Genomic DNA, 18965 nt, shown 5'->3' with positions numbered 1-18965 from the left:
CTCTCGACAGATGAATGTGAGAGGCGTCACCCTGTCACTCATCCACGCGGGGAGGCATGGATGGGCAGGAGCCGCAGAACAATTCCGGAGGAGCTTCTGCTGCTCGCTTTGGACCCGACCACGGGTACCACGGCGCAGCCGCAGTCGCTCGACCTCGGCCTGGCCGGGGCACAGCTAGTAGAGCTGGCTCTGGCAGGACGGATAGCCCCTGACGGGGATCGTATCGCCGTGGTGATGCCACGGCCGACAGGAGATCCGACTCTGGACTCCGCACTGGAACTGCTGCGCAGGCGCGGCAGCCCGGTACGGGCCGTCCACTGGATCGGTGGACCCCGGCTGGGGCTCCGCCAGATTTACCTCGCGCATCTGGAGCGCTGCGGCATGGTGCATGCCGTCGCGGGCCAGATGTGCGGAGTGCTGCCGACGACTCGCTACCAGGCGACCGACACGGCGATCAGCCGGGAGATCCGTTCCCGGCTCGACAGTGCGATCCGCACCGGTGTACCGCCGGACCCGCGGACCGCGGCGCTCGCCGCACTGGCCCACGCGGTCGGACTCGGCAAGCACCTGTACCCCGGCAACGAGGGGCGGTCGTCCAGGTCCCGGCTGCGGGACCTGATCCGGCACGACCCGATGGGCGGTCTCGTGGCGCACGCCGTCATGGACGTCCAGAACGGTGTGGCCGCGCAGCCGCGCCGTGACCGTGCACCGGCGAACCCGCCGACCGCGCGGGCCGCGGCGGCGAGTGGCGTTCCGCTCCAGGCGCGCCGTACGGGCGCAATGGCCCGCGCCGCCGCGCACTGATCCACCAGATCCACCCGACCCACCTGATCCACCCGGTCCATGGCTCCACGGATTCACCGCTCCACCGCTCCACCGAACCGTCATCGCCGCAACCGGCGTCCCCGGCGAACCGGTTCGGGAGCCGCCAGCGCGCGGGATGGCGAGGCCGGTCCGCCGGCCCCGCCGTCCCGCGCGTCTGCGTTTCCGGGCCGTTCTCCGGCGCCGCCCCGCCCTTCGGTGGCAGTCTGCTCACCATCAGACACGCAGAGAGACAGAACCAGAAGAAGGCGGAGGTGCCGTTCAAGTGGCGTCCAATGTCAATCCCACCGTCCGACGCCGCCGACTGGGCATGGAGTTGCGCAAGCTCCGCGAGGACAAGGGCATGACGGCCGAGCAGGTCGCCGAGCGCCTGCTCGTCTCCCAGTCGAAGATCAGCAGGCTGGAGAACGGCCGCCGTTCCATCAGCCAGCGCGACGTCCGCGACCTGTGCGACGTGTACGAGGTGGAGGACCGCCGGCTCGTCGACTCGCTCATGCAGATGGCCAAGGACTCCCGCCAGCAGGGCTGGTGGCACGCCTTCGGCGACATCCCGTACAGCGTCTACATCGGCCTCGAAACCGATGCCGCCAGCCTGCGCACCTACGAACCCCAGATGGTGCCCGGCCTGCTTCAGACCCCGGAGTACGCCCAGGCCCTCATCCGCGGCGCGCTGCCGGAGACCGCCCCGCTCGACGTGGAGAAGCGCGTCCAGGTGCGGATGCACCGGCAGAAACGGCTCTCCGAGACGGACAACAACAATCCGGAGGTCGGGCCGCTGCGGCTGTGGGCGGTCATCGACGAGGCCGCGCTGCGCCGGCACGTGGGCGACCCCCAGTTGATGATCAAACAGCTGGAGTACCTGATAGAGCAGTCGGAACAGCCGTACATCACGGTGCAGGTGATGCCGTTCTCGATGGGCGCCCACCCGGGCGTCAACGGCCAGTACGCCATCCTGGAATTCCCGGACGCGTCCGATTCGACGGTCGTCTACATCGAGGGCGTGACCAGCGACCTGTACCTGGAGAAGGCCAACGACGTCCAGCAGTACAGCGTGATGTACGAGCACCTGCGCGCGCAGGCCCTGAACGTGGAGCAGACGCGCCAGTTCATCGCCGAGATCATCGACGAGTATGCGGGCAAGGGGAGGTAAAACCGGAGGCAGTGGACACGTGTCGCCGGGCAGGTGGCGAGGGGGGCCGGTACGGTACACCGTCGCTCCCCGGCCACAGAAGGCCTGAATGGAATATGCCACCCGGTCGGGTGAATGACCTCTTCACCCGTCGGGAGGTGCCGGTAGCGTCGATCACGTCGGTCAGGGAAACCGGAATGGCCGACGCCTCACTGGCACAACTCGCTGAACCGGAGAGAAACATGGCTATTCGTCAGGGCGCCACGGCCAACTGGATCAAGTCCTCCTACTCCGGCGGGAACGGCGCTTGCGTCGAGGTCAAGTCCCCCGTCATGGAGGCCATCGCGGTCCGCGACTCGAAGGTGCAGGACGGCCCCTCCCTCACCTTCGCGCCGGGCTCTTGGACCTCGTTCGTCGCGGACGTCACCGAAGGCCGACTGGGACGCCTGGCCTGAACGTTTCGGCGCACGACGCCACCGTCCCCTCTGCACCACTCGCACCACCTGCACCACCTGCACCACTGACTGAAGCCCTCTCGACTGGCCCGCCGTCCCGGCCGAGGGGGCTCGGCCATGTCCGGCCCCCCCGGCCCCGCGGTTCCGCGCCCCGACGTTCCGCCCCGCGTTCCGTCTAGCGGAGCTGGTCGACGTACCGGTCCGTGCCCGGCACCGTCGGGATGAACGGCGCCACCAGCTCCACCCGCCCCAGTCCGGCCTCCGCGACCTCGGTGTCCAGCCCTGCGAACCGGTCCCAGCAGGCGCGCGGATCGGCCTCCAGGAACCACAGCAGCGTCAACCGGGTGTGGACCCCTTCGACCTGCTTGACGTACGTCATCCGGTCACCGGGCAGCGGAGTCGGCCGGAAGACCGTCACCATCGCGGCCGGTGAGCCGTGCAGCCGCTTCGGCAGGGCGCGCGAGCGCAACCACTCCAGCAGCTCGGCCCGCTGCTCGGGGCCGTCGGCGTCGACGACCTGGACGACCAGGCCGGCGTACGGGTGGTCGAGTGCGTGGAAGTCCCGGGGTCCGGCGGCCCCGTCGCGGTAGACCGTGGCCTCGTGGTCCTGGAAGGACGTGAACACGTGGGTGCGGTCCTGGTAGACGCGGCCGTCCCGGTTGAGGCGCTTGTTGATGCCGACGGTCCACTTCATGTGCTCGTCGTAGCGGCCCTCGGTGACCCAGTACGTGGAGATGTAGCACCCGGCGGTGACGGGCTGGGCGACGGCCGACTTCTCGGGGTACCGCAGTTCCTGGAGCTCGCGGGTGGCGACCCAACGGCGGCCCGCGTACATCCAGGGCATGGCCATGGCGCCGGCGTAGTAGTGGTCGTCCTCGTACCAGCGGTTGTACGCGTACTCGTGGCCCGGGTGCGGTTCGACCATGGTGATCAGCGCATGGCCGGGGCGGACCCCGTACGGTCCGACGGCCGCCAGCTCGGCGTAGTCCCCGGCCCGGGTGTCCTCGCGGTGCTCGTGTGTCGTCATGCCCAACGGTCTAGCTGATGTGGCGTCAGATGACGAGACCCGAAGCCGCGTTCCACTCCCTGACACATAGGTGCCGTCTACACACTTCCGTGTCTAGGATGCGCGCACCCGCCTCCGCCGAAGGAGAACCATGCCCGCGACCGTCACCCTCCCGCCGCCCGCGTTCGCCGCCCGCGCCGTCGCCGCCGCCGGCTCGCCCGTCCGCGAGATCCTCGCGCTCACCGCGCGCCCCGGGGTGATCTCCTTCGCCGGCGGCCTGCCCGCACCGGAGCTCTTCGACACCGAGGGACTGCGGGCCGCGTACGACGCCGCGCTCACGGCATCGGGCGGCCGGGCGCTCCAGTACTCGACCACCGAGGGCGCACCGGAACTGCGGGAGGCCGTGGCCGCGCGGGCCTCGGCCCGGGGCCTGGAGACGGGCGCGGACGACGTACTGATCACCACCGGCTCGCAGCAGGCCCTCGCGCTGATCACCGCGACGCTCGTCGAACCCGGCGACGCCGTCCTCGTCGAGAACCCCACCTACCTCGCGGCGCTCCAGTGCTTCGGGCAGGCGGGGGCGCGCGTGATACCGGTCCCCTGCGACGAGCGGGGCATCCGGCCCGACGCGCTGGAGGAGGTCGTGGCCCGGGAGCGGCCCAAGCTCCTGTACACGGTGCCCACGTTCCAGAACCCGACGGGGCGCACCCTGCCCGCCGCCCGGCGGGCGGCGGTGGCGGAGACCGCGGCGCGGCGCGGGCTGTGGCTCGTGGAGGACGACCCGTACGGGGAGCTCCGGTTCGAGGGGGCGGAGGTCCCATGGCTCGCCGCGCACCCCGGGGCGGAGGACCGCACGGCGTTGCTCGGGAGCTTCTCCAAGGTCATGGCCCCGGGGCTGCGGCTGGGCTGGCTCCGTGCACCCGCAGCGCTGCGGCGGGCGGCGGTGGTGGCCAAGCAGGCGGCGGACCTGCACACCTCGACGGTGGACCAGCTGGCGGCCGCCCACTACCTGCGCGCGGTGAACCTCGACGCGCACATCGCCACGGTCCGGACGGCCTACCGGGAACGGCGCGACGCGCTGCTGGCGGGCCTGGGCGCGGCCCTTCCGGCGGGCTCGTCCTGGAACCGCCCGGAGGGGGGCATGTTCGTGTGGGCCCGCCTGCCGGAGGGCCATGACGCGGGCGCACTGCTGCGGGCGGCGATCGCCCGCGACGTGGCGTACGTCCCCGGTGCCCCCTTCCATACGGGCACCCCGGACCCCCGCACCCTGCGCCTGTCCTTCACGACGCACACCCCGGCCGAGGTCGCGGAGGGCCTGACCCGCCTGGCGGGGGCGGTGGCGGCCTACTCCCCCGGCTCCGCGTAGCGGGGCAGGCCGTCGGTGGAGATGGTCCAGTCGGCGATGGTGACGTCCTCGCCGTAGACGAAGTCCTTGCGGGTCGCGTAGCGGGGGCCTACCGGCGTCGCGTGGACGTCGGACATGACGGCGCCCGTGCCGGTGCGGGGGTCGAAGACGGCGTAGACGGGGATGCCGAGGAGTGGGTAGTCCCGGACCTTGCCGATCCAGTCGTTGTCGGGGTTGGAACGGGAAACGATCTCGACGGCGGCGATGATGGTGCGGGGGTCGAACGCCCCTTGTCCCTCCATGTCCTCGCGGGCGATCACCATGATGTCGGGATGCCGCATGATCCCCTCTGGTTCGTCCTCGACGTCAGGAGTGCCCAGGTGCGCCCAGACGCCCTCCGGAGCGACCTTCTCCAGCCGCCTGCTCACCAGCCCGGCGGTCAGCTCGTGCGGGCGCCCCGGGGACATCATGTCGTGCACGATCCCTTCTTTGGTGATCTCAAGCTTCCCCGGCACGGTGTCCTCGACCTGCTCGATGACGTCGCGCAGAACCCGGTACTGAAAGTTCGGCCGTCGCTCGCCGTCGTGAGTGATGGTCATGGTGGCTCCTCGTCCGTGCCCAGGGGGCCGAATCATCACCTTCATGCTAGGCAGCCTTCCGGCCGTGGGCCGTGCAGTCGCCGCAGTGTGTGGCGGGGGTCGGGGAGCGGAAGGCGCGTTCACAGCCGTCGCAAGTCCGGAAGGGGTGGATCACCCGGTCGGGGGGCGGGGTGGAGGCGGACCCCCGGTCGCGTTCGGGCAGTGGGGGCGGGATGGCGGCGCGCAGCCGGTACGCGAGCAGCCCGGCCGGATTGCGCAGGTCGGACGGTACGTCGGCGGTGAGGGCACGCCGTACGGCCTCGTAGGCGGCCCCGCGTTCCAGCCACTCGACGACCCCGGGCACGAGTCGCTCGACGTCCCGCTCGGCGAGCAGCAGGCGGGGTTCGCGGATCCGCAGCCCGGCCAGCAGCTCCGAGGCCACCCGCAGGACCGGCCGGGCGGGCCGCGGGTCCCGTACGGGATCACCCGGCGGCTCGGCACCGGTCACCTGCTCGGGCGCGGGCTCGGGCTCCGGCGCGGGCGAGGGCGGTTCGGGGGCGGGGCTCGGCGGCTGTGGGTCCTGGTCCGGGTCGGACTCCGGGTCCTGGTCCGGGGCCTGGTTCTGGTCCGGGCCCCGGTCCGGGTCGGGTTCCGGGTCCGGCGGGGTCTCGGACAGCGGGAGGTTGTAGGACACGGTGCGGGTGACGATGCTGCCGCCGGGCATCCTCAGCCGCGTGCGGCGCAGGAATCCGGCGGCCTCCAGCTCCCCCAGGGCCCGGCCGATGCGGTACTCGGTCTCGGGGAAGCGCTCGGCCAGCACCCGGATACTGACCCGGGCGCCCTCGGGCAGCGACTGGATGTGCAGGCCGACGCCCATCGCGAGCAGCGACAGCTCCCGGCTCTGGGCGAGCAGGTTGCTCACGACGGTGAAGTGGCCCGTGAGCGGGACATTGGAGTGCCGGACGCCGAAAACGCCACCGGATCGGGGGGTTCCGCGCGGGACACGGGGTGATGCGGGCATGACCGCGTTAAGCTTCTGAAAGGCCATCGGGAAGGTTTCGCTTCCTCGCTGGATCAGGCCCTCGGCCGGGATTGCCGTCCCGCCGGGGGCCGTCTCATGTCTGGAGTTGTCGCGGCGAGCATATGCCAGCCAACCCCGCTCGAATCCAGCCCAGTTGGCAGATTCACCCGACCGAGCGATTGCGTCGAACGGGGAGGCTGGAGGGGTTCGGTCTGGCTCTTTCCCCAGTTCTTTGGTCTTTGGCCACGAGCCGAACCGTCCCTTACGCCACCGCCACGCACATTCCCACCACGCGGTCCGAACAGGGGAGTTGACACTTTCGTCATTCATGTCTCCGCCACGTCGGGCCGTCCATAGCCTGGACGGATGAGCGAGGCCGAGGACAGGGACGAGTCCGGCTGGGACATCGACCCCGAGGACGAGCAGGGCGCGGCGGTCGTGGCCGCCGTGGGCCGCAACCTCAGGGTCTGGCGGGAGGCCGCCGGCCTGCGCGTGGCGGAGTTCGCGTCCCGCATGGGCTATGGCGAGGACCTGATCCGCAAGGTCGAAGCGGGAACACGCATCCCCCGCTCCGAGTACCTGGACAAAGTGGACGAGGTCTTGTCGGCCGGGGGCCGTGTGGCCGCGATGAAGAACGACGTGGAACAGGCCCGCTACCCGAAACGGGTGCGGGACCTGGCCAAGCTGGAAGCCCGGGCCGTGGAGATCGGCGCGTACAGCATCCACACTGTCCATGGGCTGCTGCAGACGGCGGAGTACGCACAGGCACTGTTCGAGACACGTTGGCCGGCGTACACGCCGGAGGCGGTGGAACGGGGCGTAGCAGCGCGGATAGCGAGGCAGGAAATCTTCGGCCGGTCGCCCGCCCCCGCCCTCACGTTCGTGCAGGAAGAGGTGGCCCTCCGCAGACGGATCGGCAGTGCAGACGTCATGCGTGGACAGCTGGAACACCTGTTAGAGGTGGGGCAGCTCCGGCATGTCTCGATCCAGGTCATGCCGACGGAGCGAGGTGGCCACGCGGGAATGGCCGGCTACGCGGAATCGCTGAGGCTTCCGGACGGCTCCGGCGTCGGACGCGACGAAGACCAGGCCGGCGGCCGTCCGATCACCGCCCCAAAACACCTTCGGATTCTTGAGCTGCGCTATGGAATGATCCGGGCCCAGGCTCTCACCCCGAGGGAGTCACTGGCCTTCATCGAGCAAGTGCTGGGAGAGACATGAACGGCAAGCCCGAGCTCGAATGGTTCAAGAGCAGCTACAGCAGCTCCAACAACATCAACGACTGCGTCGAAGTGGCCTGGCGGAAGAGCAGCTACAGCGACAGCGGGGATGTCAACGACTGCGTCGAAGTCGGCACCACTCCTACCGCCGTGCTCGTCCGGGACTCCAAGGACACCGCCCGGCCGCACGTCTCCTTCGGGGCGGCCGCCTGGGTCGGCTTCATCGCGTACACGGGCTGACGGCGCAACGATTCGCCGCACATCAGGACCACCCCCTTCCCTCCTCGGCGCCACACCCTTAATCTGACGCGCCGTCACATACAGGTCCGGCGCCGGGGAGGCACACGCATGCTGCTGCAAGGGAAGACCGTCATCGTCTCCGGCGTCGGGGCCGGGCTCGGGCACCAGGTGGCCGCCGCCGTCGTACGCGACGGCGGGAACGCCGTGCTCGGCGCGCGGACCGAGGCCAATCTGGTCAAGTCCGCAGCCGAGATCGACCCCGACGGCCGGCACACCGCCCACCTGCCCACCGACATATCCGACGAGGCCCAGTGCGCGGCCCTCGCCGCCCTCGCCCGCGAGCGGTTCGGCGGCATCGACGCCGTCGTGCACGTCGCCGCCTGGGACTCCTACTTCGGCGGGCTCGAAGACGCCGACTTCGGGACCTGGCAGCAGATCATCGACGTGAACCTGCTGGGCACGCTGCGCATGACCCGCGCCTGTCTGCCCGCGCTCAAGGAGCGGGGCGGGTCCGTCGTCATCATCGGGACGCAGTCCGCCGTGGCCGCACCCAACGAGGTGCAGCAGGCCGCGTACGCCGCCTCCAAGGGGGCGCTGACCTCGGCCATGTACTCGATGGCCCGCGAGCTCGGCCCGCACCGGATCCGGGTCAACACCGTGCTGCCCGGCTGGATGTGGGGGCCGCCCGTCCAGGCCTTCGTCACCTTCACCGCGCACACCGAGGGCGTCCCCGAGGCCGAGGTGCACGCCCGGCTCACGCAGCGCATGGCGCTGCCCGACCTGGCCACCGACGGGGACGTGGCGGACGCCGCCGTGTTCCTGGCCTCCGACCGTGCGCGGGCGATAACCGGCCAATCCCTCCTGGTCAACGCCGGTGAGCTGATGCGATGAGGACGAGGAGCCCGCTCGCGGCGGGGACGCCGGATCGTATGCTCACCGCATGACGACTCCGACCGAAAACGCGATGCGCCGCGCACTCAGGCGGGCCCGCGACGGCGTCGCGCTCGACGCGACCGAGGCGGCCGTACTCCTCCAGGCGCGCGGCGCGGACCTCGAAGACCTCGCCGCCTCCGCCGCCCGGGTCCGCGACGCCGGCCTCGCGGCCGCCGGGCGGCCCGGCGTCATCACGTACTCGAAGAGCGTCTTCATCCCCCTCACCCGCCTGTGCCGCGACAAGTGCCACTACTGCACCTTCGCCACCGTCCCCGGCAAGCTCCGCCGGGCCGGGCACGGGATGTTCATGTCCCCCGACGAGGTCCTCGACGTTGCCCGCAAGGGCGCCGCGCTGGGCTGCAAGGAAGCGCTGATCACCCTCGGCGACAAGCCCGAGGACCGCTGGCCCGAGGCACGGGAGTGGCTCGAGTCCCAGGGGTACGGCGACACCATCTCCTACGTGCGGGCCGTCTCCATCCTGATCCTGGAGGAGACGGGCCTGCTGCCCCACCTCAACCCGGGTGTGATGTCGTGGGCCGACTTCCAGCGGCTCAAGCCGGTGGCGCCCTCGATGGGCATGATGCTGGAGACCACCGCCACCCGGCTGTGGTCCGAGCCCGGCGGCCCGCACCACGGCTCCCCCGACAAGGAGCCGGCCGTACGCCTGCGGGTGCTGGAGGACGCCGGACGGTCCTCCGTCCCGTTCACCTCAGGGCTGCTCATCGGCATCGGGGAGACCTACGAGGAGCGCGCCGAGTCACTGTTCGCGCTGCGCCGGGTCGCACGCTCGTACCACGGCGTGCAGGAGCTGATCATCCAGAACTTCCGCGCCAAGCCGGACACGGCGATGCGCGGCATGCCCGACGCCGAGCTGGACGACCTCGTCGCGACGGTCGCCGTCGCCCGGCACATCATGGGGCCCTCGGGCTGTCTGCAGGCGCCGCCCAACCTGGTCGACGGGGAGTACGCGCGGCTCATCCGGGCCGGTATCGACGACTGGGGCGGCGTCTCGCCCCTGACCCCCGACCACGTGAACCCCGAGCGGCCCTGGCCGCAGATCGACGTACTGGCCGAACAGTCCGCCGCGGCCGGCTTCGAGCTGCGCGAGCGGCTGTGCGTGTACCCGGAGTTCGTGCAGCGCGGCGAGCCCTGGCTGGACCCGCGGCTGCTGCCGCACGTACGGGCACTGGCCGATCCGCAGACGGGGCTCGCGAACCCGGACGCCGTGGTCACCGGGCACCCGTGGCAGGAGCCGGAGGAGGCGTTCACCTCCGTGGGGCGCACCGACCTGCACACCGCGATCGACTCGGAGGGCCGCACGGGCGACCGGCGCGCCGACTTCGACGAGGTGTACGGCGACTGGGAGGCACTGCGCGAGGCGGCGGCGCCCGGCATGGTCCCCGAGCGCATCGACACCGACGTGCGGGCGGCGCTCGCGCAGGCCGCCGACGACCCGGTGAAGCTCACCGACGACCAGGCCCTCGCCCTGCTGCACGCGGACGGCCCGGCGCTGGACGCGCTGTGCCGGATCGCGGACGACCTGCGCAAGTCGGTGGTGGGCGACGACGTCACGTACATCGTCACGCGGAACATCAACTTCACGAACGTCTGCTACACCGGCTGCCGGTTCTGCGCCTTCGCGCAGCGCCGGACGGACGCCGACGCCTACACGCTGTCGCTGGACCAGGTCGCCGACCGGGCGGCCCAGGCCTGGGACGTGGGCGCGGTCGAGGTCTGCATGCAGGGCGGCATCCACCCGGACCTGCCGGGCACGGCGTACTTCGACATCGCGCGCGCGGTGAAGGCGCGGGTGCCGGGGATGCACGTGCACGCGTTCTCCCCGATGGAGGTCGTCAACGGCGCGACGCGGACCGGGATGTCCGTACGGGAGTGGCTGACGGCGGCCAAGGAGGCCGGCCTGGACTCCATCCCGGGCACGGCGGCGGAGATCCTGGACGACGAGGTCCGCTGGGTGCTGACCAAGGGCAAGCTGCCGACGGCGGACTGGATCGACGTCGTCACCACGGCGCACGAGCTGGGCATCCGGTCCTCGTCGACCATGATGTACGGGCACGTGGACCAGCCGCGGCACTGGCTCGGGCACTTCCGCACGCTGGCCCGGATCCAGCAGCAGACCGGTGGCTTCACCGAGTTCGTGACGCTGCCGTTCATCCACACCAACGCCCCCGTGTACCTGGCGGGCATCGCCCGGCCCGGCCCGACGGTCCGCGACAACCGGGCGGTGACGGCGATGGCGCGGCTGCTGCTGCACCCGTACATCACCAACATCCAGACGAGCTGGGTGAAGCTGGGCACGGAGGGCGCGGCCGAGATGCTGCGGTCGGGGGCCAACGACCTCGGCGGCACGCTGATGGAGGAGACCATTTCCCGGATGGCCGGATCGAGTTACGGCTCGTACAAGTCCGTACGGGACCTGATCGCCGTCGCGGAGGCCGCGGGGCGGCCCGCGAAGCCGCGTACGACGCTGTACGGGGAGGTGCCGGAGGAACGGCGGCGGGCGGCCCTCGCCTCGGACGGGCACCTGCCGGAGCTGCTGCCGGTACTGGAGTAGGGGTGCCGGCGGGACCGCGCTCCCGTGTCCCGCCAATGGGCGCTGTCGAAACGATACTGCCCGGGCCATTGGGGTGAATGGCCGTTCCCCGGGGTCGGTGCGGGCTGTTGCACCGGCCGACGCGCAGATGAGCTGGCGCGCCCTCGAAGAGATCTCCGGGAGAGTCATGCGTTTCCGTACCGCCCTCACCGCTTCCGCCCTGGCCGCCGGCATCCTGCTGGGTGCCGCGGGTGCCGCCCTGGCCGACGGCGTCGACATCGACGCCTTCAAGGCCGGTCACGCGGCCGCCGCGTCCAACTGCTCCCACTTCGCCGGTGTCCCGAAGGCCGTCGGCCCGCTGTACACCGACAGCTGCCAGAAGGAGAAGGAGAAGGAGTGGGCGAACTACAGCCACCTCGGCGCCCACTGAGGTCCTGAGCCCGCCGCACGGCGGCCACGCGGGAGGGCCCGCCGGGAGCGACCCCGGCCGGGCCCTTCCGTACGTCCTGACGTCCTGACGGACCGGCGGACCGGCGGACCGGCGGACCGGTTCAGCCGACCAGGAGATCCTTCTTGAGCTGCTTCAGCTCGCGGGCGTCGATGCCGAGCCCGTCCTTCAGGTAGCGGTCGAAGGTGCCGTACTCCGCCTTGACCTCGTCGTAGCCGGAGTTCAGGTACTCGGGGCGCACGTCGAGCATCGGCTTGTAGACGGCGGCCTGCGCGGCCGGCAGGTGCGACAGGATCGCGTCGTTGGCGGCCTTGCGGTAGTCGTTGCTGGCCAGGTAGTCCGCCATGACGGTGTCGCCCGGCACGCCGAGGGCGGTCAGGAGGGCGGCGTTCGCCCAGCCGGTGCGGTCCTTGCCGGCGGTGCAGTGGAAGAGCACCGTACGGTCGCGGTCGCGTTCCAGGCCCTCGAAGACCTGGGTGTAGGCCTTCTTCCCGCCGTCACCGGAGACCATCGCCTTCTCGGCGTCGACCATGGCCTTGACGGCCTCGTCGGGCGACTTCGGCATGGCCTGGAAGGAACCGGAACCCGCGAAGACGTCGGCGACGGTGTACGTGGCGCCGGCCGGGACCTTGTCGGGGTCGGTGGTGCGCTCGCTCTCCATGCGGAGGTCGAAGACCGTCCTCACGCGCAGCCGCTGGAGCTTGGCGAGGTCGGCGGCGGTGAGCTTGCTGAGGGCGTCGGATCGGTAGACCTCGCCCATCTTGACCCACTGGCCGGTGGTGGTGCGGTAGCCGCCCGCGTCACGGAGGTTGGCCGTGCCCTCCAGCTTGACCAGCCGGTCGGCGAGGTGCAGGCCGACGCCGCGGTCGGGCGTGAAGTCGAACCACTGCCGGTCGGCGGCGGGCAGCGCCGACACGGTGGCGGTGCCCTCGGGGCCGCCCTGGGCGACGACCTTGCCGTTCGCCTTGATCTCGACCCGCTTGGTGCCCGGGGCCTTCCACTTCAGGGTGAACGTGCCGCCCGTACCGGCGGTTGCGCCGGGGGCGGCGGGGGCGGCGGTGACGGTGGCCTCGGTGAAGGGGACGGAGGTCCGGCTGTGGTGGTGGGTGGTCCAGGGCAGGTCCCACCCGGTGGAGGGCGCGGCGGCGGTGGCGGCGGGGGCCGCGACCAATGAGGCGGTGAGCGCGGAGGCGACGGCGGTCGCGGCGAGAAGGGCCTTCTTCATGCCGTCGAGGCTGTTGGCCGTCCAAGAACTCTGGATGAACGAGACATGGCCGAAACCGACCGACTCCAAGGCGAGCGGCAAAACGTGCCACTTGTCGACCGAGGTTCACTGCCTGCACGGATGCCGCCCCCTTCGTGCATCTCGGAAACGAGACGCCTCCTCACCGCGGTACGGATTCCAGCCGTTCTCGACTCGCGTGCGAGCTAGTGGACCGCCTACCTCCGGATTAGGTTGGGCGTGTCCATTACAGTGCGCGCCAGAGCTTGCCGGAGCATGCCGGGGCGGGCGGGGCAGGGGGATCGCGATGGACGACACGACGGCCGCAAGGGCACTCGAACCAACACCGAGCCCGGGCCCCGCCACCGGGGGCCCGTCGACCCCCGCACCCCCGCCCGGGAACGCCCCGGACGCCGGCTCCCGCACCACGCCCCGGCCCACCGCCCTCGGCGCCCTGGACGCCCTGGAAGCCCTCCGGACGGCGGCAGCCACGGCCGGGCCCAGCCCGGCGCCCGGGGCCGGGACCGGCCCAGGCGGCGGCATGAGCCCAGGGGCCGGAGGGTCAGGGGACGGGACCGGCCCAGGGGCCGGAAGCGCAGGGGCCGAAGGCGCAGGGGCCGGAGGCGGGACCGCCGTGGAAACCGGGCCTGGCTCCGCGCCCGAAGTCCGGGCTGCGGCGGGAGCCGGGGCCTCGGCCGAGTTCGGCCCGGGGGCCGGGGGCGCCGCTGCGCCCGGAGCCCGGACCGCGGCCGATGCCGGGGCCGGGACGGGAGCCGGGGGTGCGGGTGCGCCCGGCACCGGGATCGGCCCGGGGGCCGGGACCGGCGGTCGGGGCGAGGGGCGGATCTTGGCGGGAGCCGGGGCTGCCGGGCGGGCGGCCGGGATCGCGGCCCGGGCCGGAACCCACGGGAGGGGGCTGGGGCTTGGGCTCTGGGGCCGGGCCGAGCAGCAGGACTTCCGGAGCCGCGTCCGCGGGACCCTGCTCGGTGCCGCCCTCGGTGACGCCCTCGGCGCCCCCGCGGCCCGCGAAACGCACGGCCCACACGGCCGGACCGGCCCGCAGGACCGGACCGACGCCGCCGGCCCGGTCGGCCCGATCACCGGCGTCGGCCCGGTCGGCCCCGCCGGTGCCGACGGCCTCGTGGGCCCGTACGGCTCGACCCACCCCGCCGACCCGACCAGCGGCGTTGGCCTCGCCAGCCCGGTCGGCCCGGTCAGCGCCGCCGGTCCCGACGGCCTCGTGGGCCCACAGGGCCCGGCACACCCCGTCGCCCCGGTCAGCGGCGTCGGCGGTGTCCCGGCGCACGGGGGACCGGCCCGGACCGTCGGCCCCGGCCGGTTGGTCACCGCCGGCACGCAGTTGAGCCTGTTCACCGCCGACGGGCTCATACGGGCTCACGTGCGCCGGGACACCGGCGCCTGGCACCCGCCCACCGACATCCACCGCGCTTACCTGCGCTGGGCCGCCACCCAGCGCGACTGGGGCCCCGACGAGCGCCGTCGGGACAACGGCTGGCTCGGTGCGCAGGAGTGGCTCTACGCCCGCCGCAGCCCGGACCGCGCCTCCCTGACCGGCTTCGCCGACGACATCCTCGGCACCCTCGACCGGCCGAAGAACCCCACCGCCCGCGGCGCGGCGGCCGCCGCCCGTTCGGCCCCGTTCGGCCTGCTGGTCGGCTGGGAGCCCGCACTGGTCCTCCAACTCGCCACCGAGTGCGCCGCGCAGAGCCACGGCCACCCCGGCGCGTACCTCACCGCCGGAGCGTTCGCCGTCATCGTCCACGGCCTGACCCGTGGCGACTCCCTCGACGCCGCCATCCAGCGCACCCTCGGCCTGCTCGGGTCCCGCGCCGGCCACCAGGGCGTCACCGACGCCCTCCAGCGTGCCGTCGCGGCCGTCCCGCAGGGCCCGCCCTCCCCCGAATCCGTTGCCGCCCTCGCCTCCGCCGGGGGCGAGGGCCACCCCGAGGGCCACGCCGAGGGCCACGCCGAGGACGCCCTCGCCGTCGCGGTCTACTGCGCGCTCGTCGCCGAAGACGTCCCGCACGGCCTGCGCCTCGCCGTCACGCACGAGGGCGACCCCGCCTCCGCCAGCGCCCTCTGCGGCGCACTGCTCGGCGCCCTGCACGGCGAGACCGCCCTCCCGGGCGGATGGCTCGCCGTCCTCGAAGGCCGCGCCACCCTGCTGGAACTCGCCGACGACTTCGCCCTCGAAATGACCCAGGGCCCCTCCCTGCACGGCCCGGCCGCCTCCGGCAGCGGCTCCGGCTGGACGGCCCGCTACCCCGTCTGCTGACGTCCCCTCAACATTGCGCCCGGCAGGCCGTAGCGTGGCCCTTCGCCGACCCCGGGAACCACGGAGGTGCCCTCAGCCATGCGGATCGCCACGACCATCTTCCTGACCGACCAGACCGTCTCCCCCGTCCGTCTCGCCCGCGCCCTCGAAGAGCGCGGGTTCGCGGGGCTCTACCTCCCCGAGCACACGCACATCCCGGTCTCCCGCGACACCTCCGCGCCGATGGGCGGCGACCTCCCCGAGGTGTACGGGCGCACCCTCGACCCGTTCGTCGCCCTCGGCCAGGCAGCAGCCGTGACCGAGCGCCTCGCCCTCGGCACCGGCATCACCCTCGTCGCGCAGCACGACCCGATCGACCTCGCGAAGCAGATCGCCACGCTGGACCACCTCTCCGGCGGCCGCTTCACCCTCGGGATCGGCTACGGCTGGAACGTCGAGGAGGCCGCCGACCACGGCGTCGACTGGGGCACCCGCCGCGAACTCGTCAGGGACCGGATGGCCCTGATGCGTGCCCTGTGGGCTCCGGAACCCACCGCCCACGTGGGTGAGTTCTGCACGGTCCAGGCCAGTGCGGCCCACCCCAAGCCGGTCCAGCCGCCGCGTGAACTCGGTCCCGGCCACCCCCTGTACGGCCCCCGCACCCTGATCGGCGGCGCCGCCGGCCCGAAGCTGTTCGCCGCCATCGCCGACCACGCCGACGGCTGGCTCCCGATCGGCGGCGGCGGCCTCTCCGAGTCGATGCCGGTGCTGCGCCAGGTCTGGGAGACCGCGGGCCGCGACCCGAAGGACCTCCAGGTGGTCCCGTACGCGGTCCAGCCCAACCCGGGCAAGCTCGGCCACTACGCCGACCTGGGCATCGAGGAGGTCGTCCTGCAGCTCCCGCCGGCCAGGGAAGCCGAGATCCTGCGGGTGCTGGACGACTACGCGCAGTACCTCTGACCTGCGGACCGGTTCCAAATTCGGTCGACGCGGGCGAGGCCGAGGCCCGACCATGGCCCCGGGAGGGGGCTGATCCACATGCCGGGCCAGCGCAAGCAGAGCAGGGAGCGGGCCCAGCGCCGGCTGCGGGACGTACCGGGCCGTTGGGAACCGCTGTTCTCGACCCGGGACCAGGGGGAGCTGAAGGAGTACCTCCGCCGCCTCCATGCGGAGGGCGGGGTCACCGACCCGGAGTACGTGCGCATCGACATGTTCTGCGGCCGCCTCACCCATCCGACCCCGCACCGGGTCAGCGTCTTCGTCCCGGAGGGAGCGGCATGAGCGAGTGGGGCCACTGGTGGGAGCGGCTGCCGGCGGGCGTCCGCACGCAGGTCGACGGGTACGTGCTGCAGGACCACTTCATGCAGGCGGTCCGGACCGCCTGGGAGGCCGGCCGCGCGGGCGGCCTCGGCCTCGCGCACGCCCAGTTCCTCGTCGGCGACCGATACCGGCACTTCGGCGACCGGATCGCCCGCACCCCCGACTGCCCGGTCGACCTCGAGTCCCTGACGGCCCGCGCCGCCGGGCTGCCCGGACGCGTGGTGGCGGTCGAGGCCGTCTGGGACGGGGACACGGTCCACGACTGGTTCGTGATCCTGCTGGCCGTCACCGCAGACCCGCCCGGCGAGCACTCCCTGGCCACCGTCTACCGGGACGCGGCCCTGCGCTCCCTCGGCGACACCGCGACGGGCCCCGAACCGTCCGCCACGGTGGCCACCCGCGCCGGCACCGCCCTGGCGACCCACCTGGGCGTCCCCTTCCACTTCGCCAGCCCCGACACCCCGAACGACAACGCCCCCCGCTGGCAGCCCTGACCTCGGGCGGTGCGGCGCGCTCAGTCCGCGATGCGTCGCACGGGCTGGCCCGTGATGCGGGCGATGGTCTCGAAGTCCGCGTCCTGGTGGAGGACGGTCAGCTTGTGGTGCTGCGCGGTGACGGCGACGAGCAGGTCCACCGGGCTCGCGCACTGGTGGCGGCCTTCGTCGGCCATCCTCTGCTGGAGTGCCGAGGCGTCCTCCCAGACGGAGTCGCGGGCCACGAAGTACGGGAAGGTCTCCCGCAGCAGGCCGTCGGCCTCGTAGTAGGCCGGGCGGCCCCCGACGGCGCGCAGGAACTCCTGGCGCACCGGTTCGCACAGCCCCACGACTCCCGAGGTGACCACCTCGTCCCATGCGGGCGCGGCTTGCCGGCGGTAGAAGCGGACGAGTGCGCTCGTATCGATCAGGAAGCCCTCGCTCACGCGGCGGATTGCCTTCCCTGCTCCCGCGCGCCCGCGTCGCCGCCGTCGATGGCCGAGAAGTCGATCTCGCCATCGGCGACCATCTGCCGCATGCGCTCGACCGCGGCCGCTCTGCGGCGCCGGTCGGTCCCGCAGGGCGGCGTTCACGGTGCCGCGTACGGGGACGCGTACGGGGTCACCGTCGCCGACCCCGACGGCTACCGCCTCGTGATCGACCTGGACGACGAGGCCCTGGCGGAGGCGGCCCGGCACCTCGGCACCACGACCAAGCGGGACACCTGTGCTCCCGCACCTGGGGCTGAGCCGCTACCGCGCCGGCCAGAACTGGGCGAGCGCCGCTTCTTTGTACGGGGCCGGGCTCACGCTCAGGTCGCCCGCGAACGGCCGGTCCAGCGCCATCACCAGCAGCAGGCTGAAGCCGATCAGCCCGGCCACCGCGGAGACGAACAGCAGCTGCATCTTCAGGCTGCGCAGGCCGAACAGGAAGGTGAGCGGGAGGATCACGAGCGCGCCCCCGTACACCAGGACCTGGAGCAGCACCGGCAGGGACGTTTCGGCCATCGAGATGCGGGCTCGGCGTTGGGCGGCGACGTCGTTGATGCGGCCGACGGCCTCCTCGTAGAAGGTCTCGCTGCGGGTGCCGCTGGGCTCGTACGACTGCAACGCCCGGTAGAGGCCGTGCGTCTGCTCGGCGGTCGCGTCGTAGCTGGGGCGGCCGTCGCGCATCCTGGGCCACTGCACTTCGACGACGGCGTGGACGTAGTCGCCCACCGCGCGCTCCACGCCGGCGCGTTCGGCCGGCGGGAAGGCCTCGGCGCTGCGCACCACGAGGGCCAGGTCGGTCGCCTCGGTCGCGACGACGGTCTCGGTGTTCTCCAGCTGCGTCCAGAGCGTGACGACGACGAAGGCGAGGATGATGCCGTAGATCGCGCCGAACATGCCGAGGGCCACCCCGACCATCTCGTTGTGTTCGCCGCCGGCCAGGTGCGGGAAGCGGCGGCGGGCGGCGACGCTGCCGCCCGCGGCGAGCGCGACGAAGCCGCCGACGAGGAGGATGCCGAGGGTGAAGGTGCTGAAGGTGTTGAGCAACCAGAGGATCATGGGCTGCTCAACGATCGACTCCCCCCAAGGGCCCGGCCGTGGACCGTCACCTCCCGGTCGGTCAGCGGACCGCCGGGGGCTTGGGGAGACCGCTGCTCAGGGCGCTGCCCGCGCCGGTGAGGGAGGCGTCGGTGGCCTTGGTGGCGGAGCCGGCGGCGGAGGCGGTCACGGCGAGGGCGGTCTTCGTGTCGTCCACGGCCTGGCCGGGGTGGTTGGCGATCTGGCCGATGCGCTTGGTGACGGGCTGCCCCTCGATGGTCGGCCCGTCGGCGTGGGCGGCGACGGGGGTCAGGGCGAGGGCGGCGCCACTGGTGAGGACCAGGGCGGCGAGGCGGCGCTTCATGGCGTTCATGCCGTGCAGAACGACCCGCGGGCCTCAC

20 protein-coding genes are annotated in these 18965 nt (G+C 72.4%); 13 read left to right on the top strand and 7 right to left on the bottom strand.

All coding sequences use genetic code 11. The features are described 5' to 3' along the window. Positions 1-60 precede the first annotated feature (60 nt). The 3 genes from ACIPK4_RS01355 to ACIPK4_RS01345 all read left to right on the top strand — a co-directional run bounded on the left by ACIPK4_RS01355 (position 61) and on the right by ACIPK4_RS01345 (position 2406). On the top strand, positions 61-804 hold the full coding sequence (locus ACIPK4_RS01355) for a GPP34 family phosphoprotein (protein WP_402308342.1): 744 nt from the start codon (positions 61-63) through the stop codon (positions 802-804). A gap of 283 nt (positions 805-1087) precedes the next feature. Continuing rightward, complete coding sequence (locus tag ACIPK4_RS01350; RefSeq protein WP_054225945.1) at positions 1088-1972, top strand: helix-turn-helix transcriptional regulator; 885 nt, start codon at positions 1088-1090, stop codon at positions 1970-1972. Between the two features lie 221 nt (positions 1973-2193). Beyond that, on the top strand, positions 2194-2406 hold the full coding sequence (locus tag ACIPK4_RS01345) for a DUF397 domain-containing protein (protein ID WP_054225973.1): 213 nt from the start codon (positions 2194-2196) through the stop codon (positions 2404-2406). A 175-nt stretch (positions 2407-2581) separates the two neighbouring features. On the opposite strand, the gene ACIPK4_RS01340 is transcribed toward ACIPK4_RS01345, so the two are convergent. Continuing rightward, entirely contained in the window at positions 2582-3433 is an 852-nt protein-coding gene (locus ACIPK4_RS01340; RefSeq protein ID WP_402308339.1) for a hypothetical protein, read from the bottom strand. Between the two features lie 130 nt (positions 3434-3563). On the opposite strand from ACIPK4_RS01340, the gene ACIPK4_RS01335 reads away from it, so the two are divergent. After that, positions 3564-4778: a PLP-dependent aminotransferase family protein gene (locus ACIPK4_RS01335; protein ID WP_402308337.1), complete on the top strand. Its 1215-nt coding sequence runs from the start codon at positions 3564-3566 to the stop codon at positions 4776-4778. On the opposite strand, the gene ACIPK4_RS01330 is transcribed toward ACIPK4_RS01335, so the two are convergent. Together ACIPK4_RS01330 and ACIPK4_RS01325 are read right to left on the bottom strand one after the other, a co-directional pair. Continuing rightward, positions 4757-5356: a Uma2 family endonuclease gene (locus tag ACIPK4_RS01330; protein ID WP_402308335.1), complete on the bottom strand. Its 600-nt coding sequence runs from the start codon at positions 5354-5356 to the stop codon at positions 4757-4759. The genes ACIPK4_RS01335 and ACIPK4_RS01330 overlap by 22 nt on opposite strands. Positions 5357-5402: 46 nt before the next feature. Then, positions 5403-6257, bottom strand: a complete 855-nt coding sequence (locus ACIPK4_RS01325; RefSeq protein WP_402308332.1) for a helix-turn-helix domain-containing protein — start codon at positions 6255-6257, stop codon at positions 5403-5405. 465 nt (positions 6258-6722) lie between these two features. Here ACIPK4_RS01325 and ACIPK4_RS01320 point away from each other — a divergent pair, with 465 nt between their 5' ends. The 5 genes from ACIPK4_RS01320 to ACIPK4_RS01300 all read left to right on the top strand — a co-directional run bounded on the left by ACIPK4_RS01320 (position 6723) and on the right by ACIPK4_RS01300 (position 11730). Continuing rightward, complete coding sequence (locus ACIPK4_RS01320; RefSeq protein ID WP_402308329.1) at positions 6723-7577, top strand: helix-turn-helix domain-containing protein; 855 nt, start codon at positions 6723-6725, stop codon at positions 7575-7577. Next, on the top strand, positions 7574-7816 hold the full coding sequence (locus ACIPK4_RS01315) for a DUF397 domain-containing protein (protein WP_402308328.1): 243 nt from the start codon (positions 7574-7576) through the stop codon (positions 7814-7816). Before ACIPK4_RS01320 ends, ACIPK4_RS01315 begins: the two co-directional genes overlap by 4 nt. Positions 7817-7924: 108 nt before the next feature. Further along, positions 7925-8707, top strand: a complete 783-nt coding sequence (locus ACIPK4_RS01310; protein WP_402308325.1) for an SDR family oxidoreductase — start codon at positions 7925-7927, stop codon at positions 8705-8707. A 49-nt stretch (positions 8708-8756) separates the two neighbouring features. After that, positions 8757-11321, top strand: coding sequence for a bifunctional FO biosynthesis protein CofGH (locus ACIPK4_RS01305; protein ID WP_402308323.1), 2565 nt, complete (start codon positions 8757-8759; stop codon positions 11319-11321). A 166-nt stretch (positions 11322-11487) separates the two neighbouring features. Next, on the top strand, positions 11488-11730 hold the full coding sequence (locus ACIPK4_RS01300) for a hypothetical protein (RefSeq protein ID WP_402308322.1): 243 nt from the start codon (positions 11488-11490) through the stop codon (positions 11728-11730). A gap of 121 nt (positions 11731-11851) precedes the next feature. Here the strand turns inward: ACIPK4_RS01300 and ACIPK4_RS01295 are convergent, their stop codons facing one another. Beyond that, the gene (locus ACIPK4_RS01295; protein ID WP_402308319.1) at positions 11852-12973 is read right to left on the bottom strand and encodes a tyrosine-protein phosphatase; all 1122 of its coding nucleotides are present in this window, start codon (positions 12971-12973) and stop codon (positions 11852-11854) included. 913 nt (positions 12974-13886) lie between these two features. Between ACIPK4_RS01295 and ACIPK4_RS01290 the strand changes: the two genes are divergently transcribed. The 4 genes from ACIPK4_RS01290 to ACIPK4_RS01275 all read left to right on the top strand — a co-directional run bounded on the left by ACIPK4_RS01290 (position 13887) and on the right by ACIPK4_RS01275 (position 17059). Continuing rightward, positions 13887-15266: an ADP-ribosylglycohydrolase family protein gene (locus ACIPK4_RS01290; protein WP_402309052.1), complete on the top strand. Its 1380-nt coding sequence runs from the start codon at positions 13887-13889 to the stop codon at positions 15264-15266. 78 nt (positions 15267-15344) lie between these two features. Beyond that, on the top strand, positions 15345-16205 hold the full coding sequence (locus ACIPK4_RS01285) for an LLM class F420-dependent oxidoreductase (RefSeq protein WP_402308317.1): 861 nt from the start codon (positions 15345-15347) through the stop codon (positions 16203-16205). 78 nt (positions 16206-16283) lie between these two features. Next, positions 16284-16526 (top strand): hypothetical protein, encoded by a 243-nt coding sequence (locus ACIPK4_RS01280; protein ID WP_402308314.1) that lies wholly within the window; start codon positions 16284-16286, stop codon positions 16524-16526. Continuing rightward, positions 16523-17059, top strand: coding sequence for a hypothetical protein (locus ACIPK4_RS01275; RefSeq protein ID WP_402308311.1), 537 nt, complete (start codon positions 16523-16525; stop codon positions 17057-17059). Before ACIPK4_RS01280 ends, ACIPK4_RS01275 begins: the two co-directional genes overlap by 4 nt. Positions 17060-17079: 20 nt before the next feature. Here ACIPK4_RS01275 and ACIPK4_RS01270 read toward each other — a convergent pair whose 3' ends face one another. The 3 genes from ACIPK4_RS01270 to ACIPK4_RS01260 all read right to left on the bottom strand — a co-directional run bounded on the left by ACIPK4_RS01270 (position 17080) and on the right by ACIPK4_RS01260 (position 18937). Continuing rightward, complete coding sequence (locus ACIPK4_RS01270; RefSeq protein ID WP_402308308.1) at positions 17080-17484, bottom strand: PIN domain nuclease; 405 nt, start codon at positions 17482-17484, stop codon at positions 17080-17082. A gap of 306 nt (positions 17485-17790) precedes the next feature. Further along, positions 17791-18585: a DUF4239 domain-containing protein gene (locus ACIPK4_RS01265; protein ID WP_402308305.1), complete on the bottom strand. Its 795-nt coding sequence runs from the start codon at positions 18583-18585 to the stop codon at positions 17791-17793. A 61-nt stretch (positions 18586-18646) separates the two neighbouring features. Then, the gene (locus tag ACIPK4_RS01260) at positions 18647-18937 is read right to left on the bottom strand and encodes a hypothetical protein (protein WP_402308303.1); all 291 of its coding nucleotides are present in this window, start codon (positions 18935-18937) and stop codon (positions 18647-18649) included. Positions 18938-18965 lie beyond the last annotated feature (28 nt).

It is taken from the genome of Streptomyces sp. NPDC086989, from assembly GCF_044745505.1.
Lineage (GTDB): Bacteria > Actinomycetota > Actinomycetes > Streptomycetales > Streptomycetaceae > Streptomyces.
The sequence above is the reverse complement of the archived record's forward strand: the minus strand, read 5'-3'. Positions and strand labels throughout refer to the sequence as shown.

Bases quoted from the DNA above. Each gene is read 5' to 3' on its own strand.
- ACIPK4_RS01355 (WP_402308342.1), top strand. From the start codon at position 61: ATGGGCAGGAGCCGCAGAACAATTCCGGAGGAGCTTCTGCTGCTCGCT.
- ACIPK4_RS01345 (WP_054225973.1), top strand. From the start codon at position 2,194: ATGGCTATTCGTCAGGGCGCCACGGCCAACTGGATCAAGTCCTCCTAC.
- ACIPK4_RS01340 (WP_402308339.1), bottom strand. From the start codon at position 3,433: ATGACGACACACGAGCACCGCGAGGACACCCGGGCCGGGGACTACGCC.
- ACIPK4_RS01335 (WP_402308337.1), top strand. From the start codon at position 3,564: ATGCCCGCGACCGTCACCCTCCCGCCGCCCGCGTTCGCCGCCCGCGCC.
- ACIPK4_RS01330 (WP_402308335.1), bottom strand. From the start codon at position 5,356: ATGACCATCACTCACGACGGCGAGCGACGGCCGAACTTTCAGTACCGG.
- ACIPK4_RS01320 (WP_402308329.1), top strand. From the start codon at position 6,723: ATGAGCGAGGCCGAGGACAGGGACGAGTCCGGCTGGGACATCGACCCC.
- ACIPK4_RS01315 (WP_402308328.1), top strand. From the start codon at position 7,574: ATGAACGGCAAGCCCGAGCTCGAATGGTTCAAGAGCAGCTACAGCAGC.
- ACIPK4_RS01310 (WP_402308325.1), top strand. From the start codon at position 7,925: ATGCTGCTGCAAGGGAAGACCGTCATCGTCTCCGGCGTCGGGGCCGGG.
- ACIPK4_RS01305 (WP_402308323.1), top strand. From the start codon at position 8,757: ATGACGACTCCGACCGAAAACGCGATGCGCCGCGCACTCAGGCGGGCC.
- ACIPK4_RS01300 (WP_402308322.1), top strand. From the start codon at position 11,488: ATGCGTTTCCGTACCGCCCTCACCGCTTCCGCCCTGGCCGCCGGCATC.
- ACIPK4_RS01295 (WP_402308319.1), bottom strand. From the start codon at position 12,973: ATGAAGAAGGCCCTTCTCGCCGCGACCGCCGTCGCCTCCGCGCTCACC.
- ACIPK4_RS01285 (WP_402308317.1), top strand. From the start codon at position 15,345: ATGCGGATCGCCACGACCATCTTCCTGACCGACCAGACCGTCTCCCCC.
- ACIPK4_RS01280 (WP_402308314.1), top strand. From the start codon at position 16,284: ATGCCGGGCCAGCGCAAGCAGAGCAGGGAGCGGGCCCAGCGCCGGCTG.
- ACIPK4_RS01275 (WP_402308311.1), top strand. From the start codon at position 16,523: ATGAGCGAGTGGGGCCACTGGTGGGAGCGGCTGCCGGCGGGCGTCCGC.
- ACIPK4_RS01265 (WP_402308305.1), bottom strand. From the start codon at position 18,585: ATGATCCTCTGGTTGCTCAACACCTTCAGCACCTTCACCCTCGGCATC.
- ACIPK4_RS01260 (WP_402308303.1), bottom strand. From the start codon at position 18,937: ATGAACGCCATGAAGCGCCGCCTCGCCGCCCTGGTCCTCACCAGTGGC.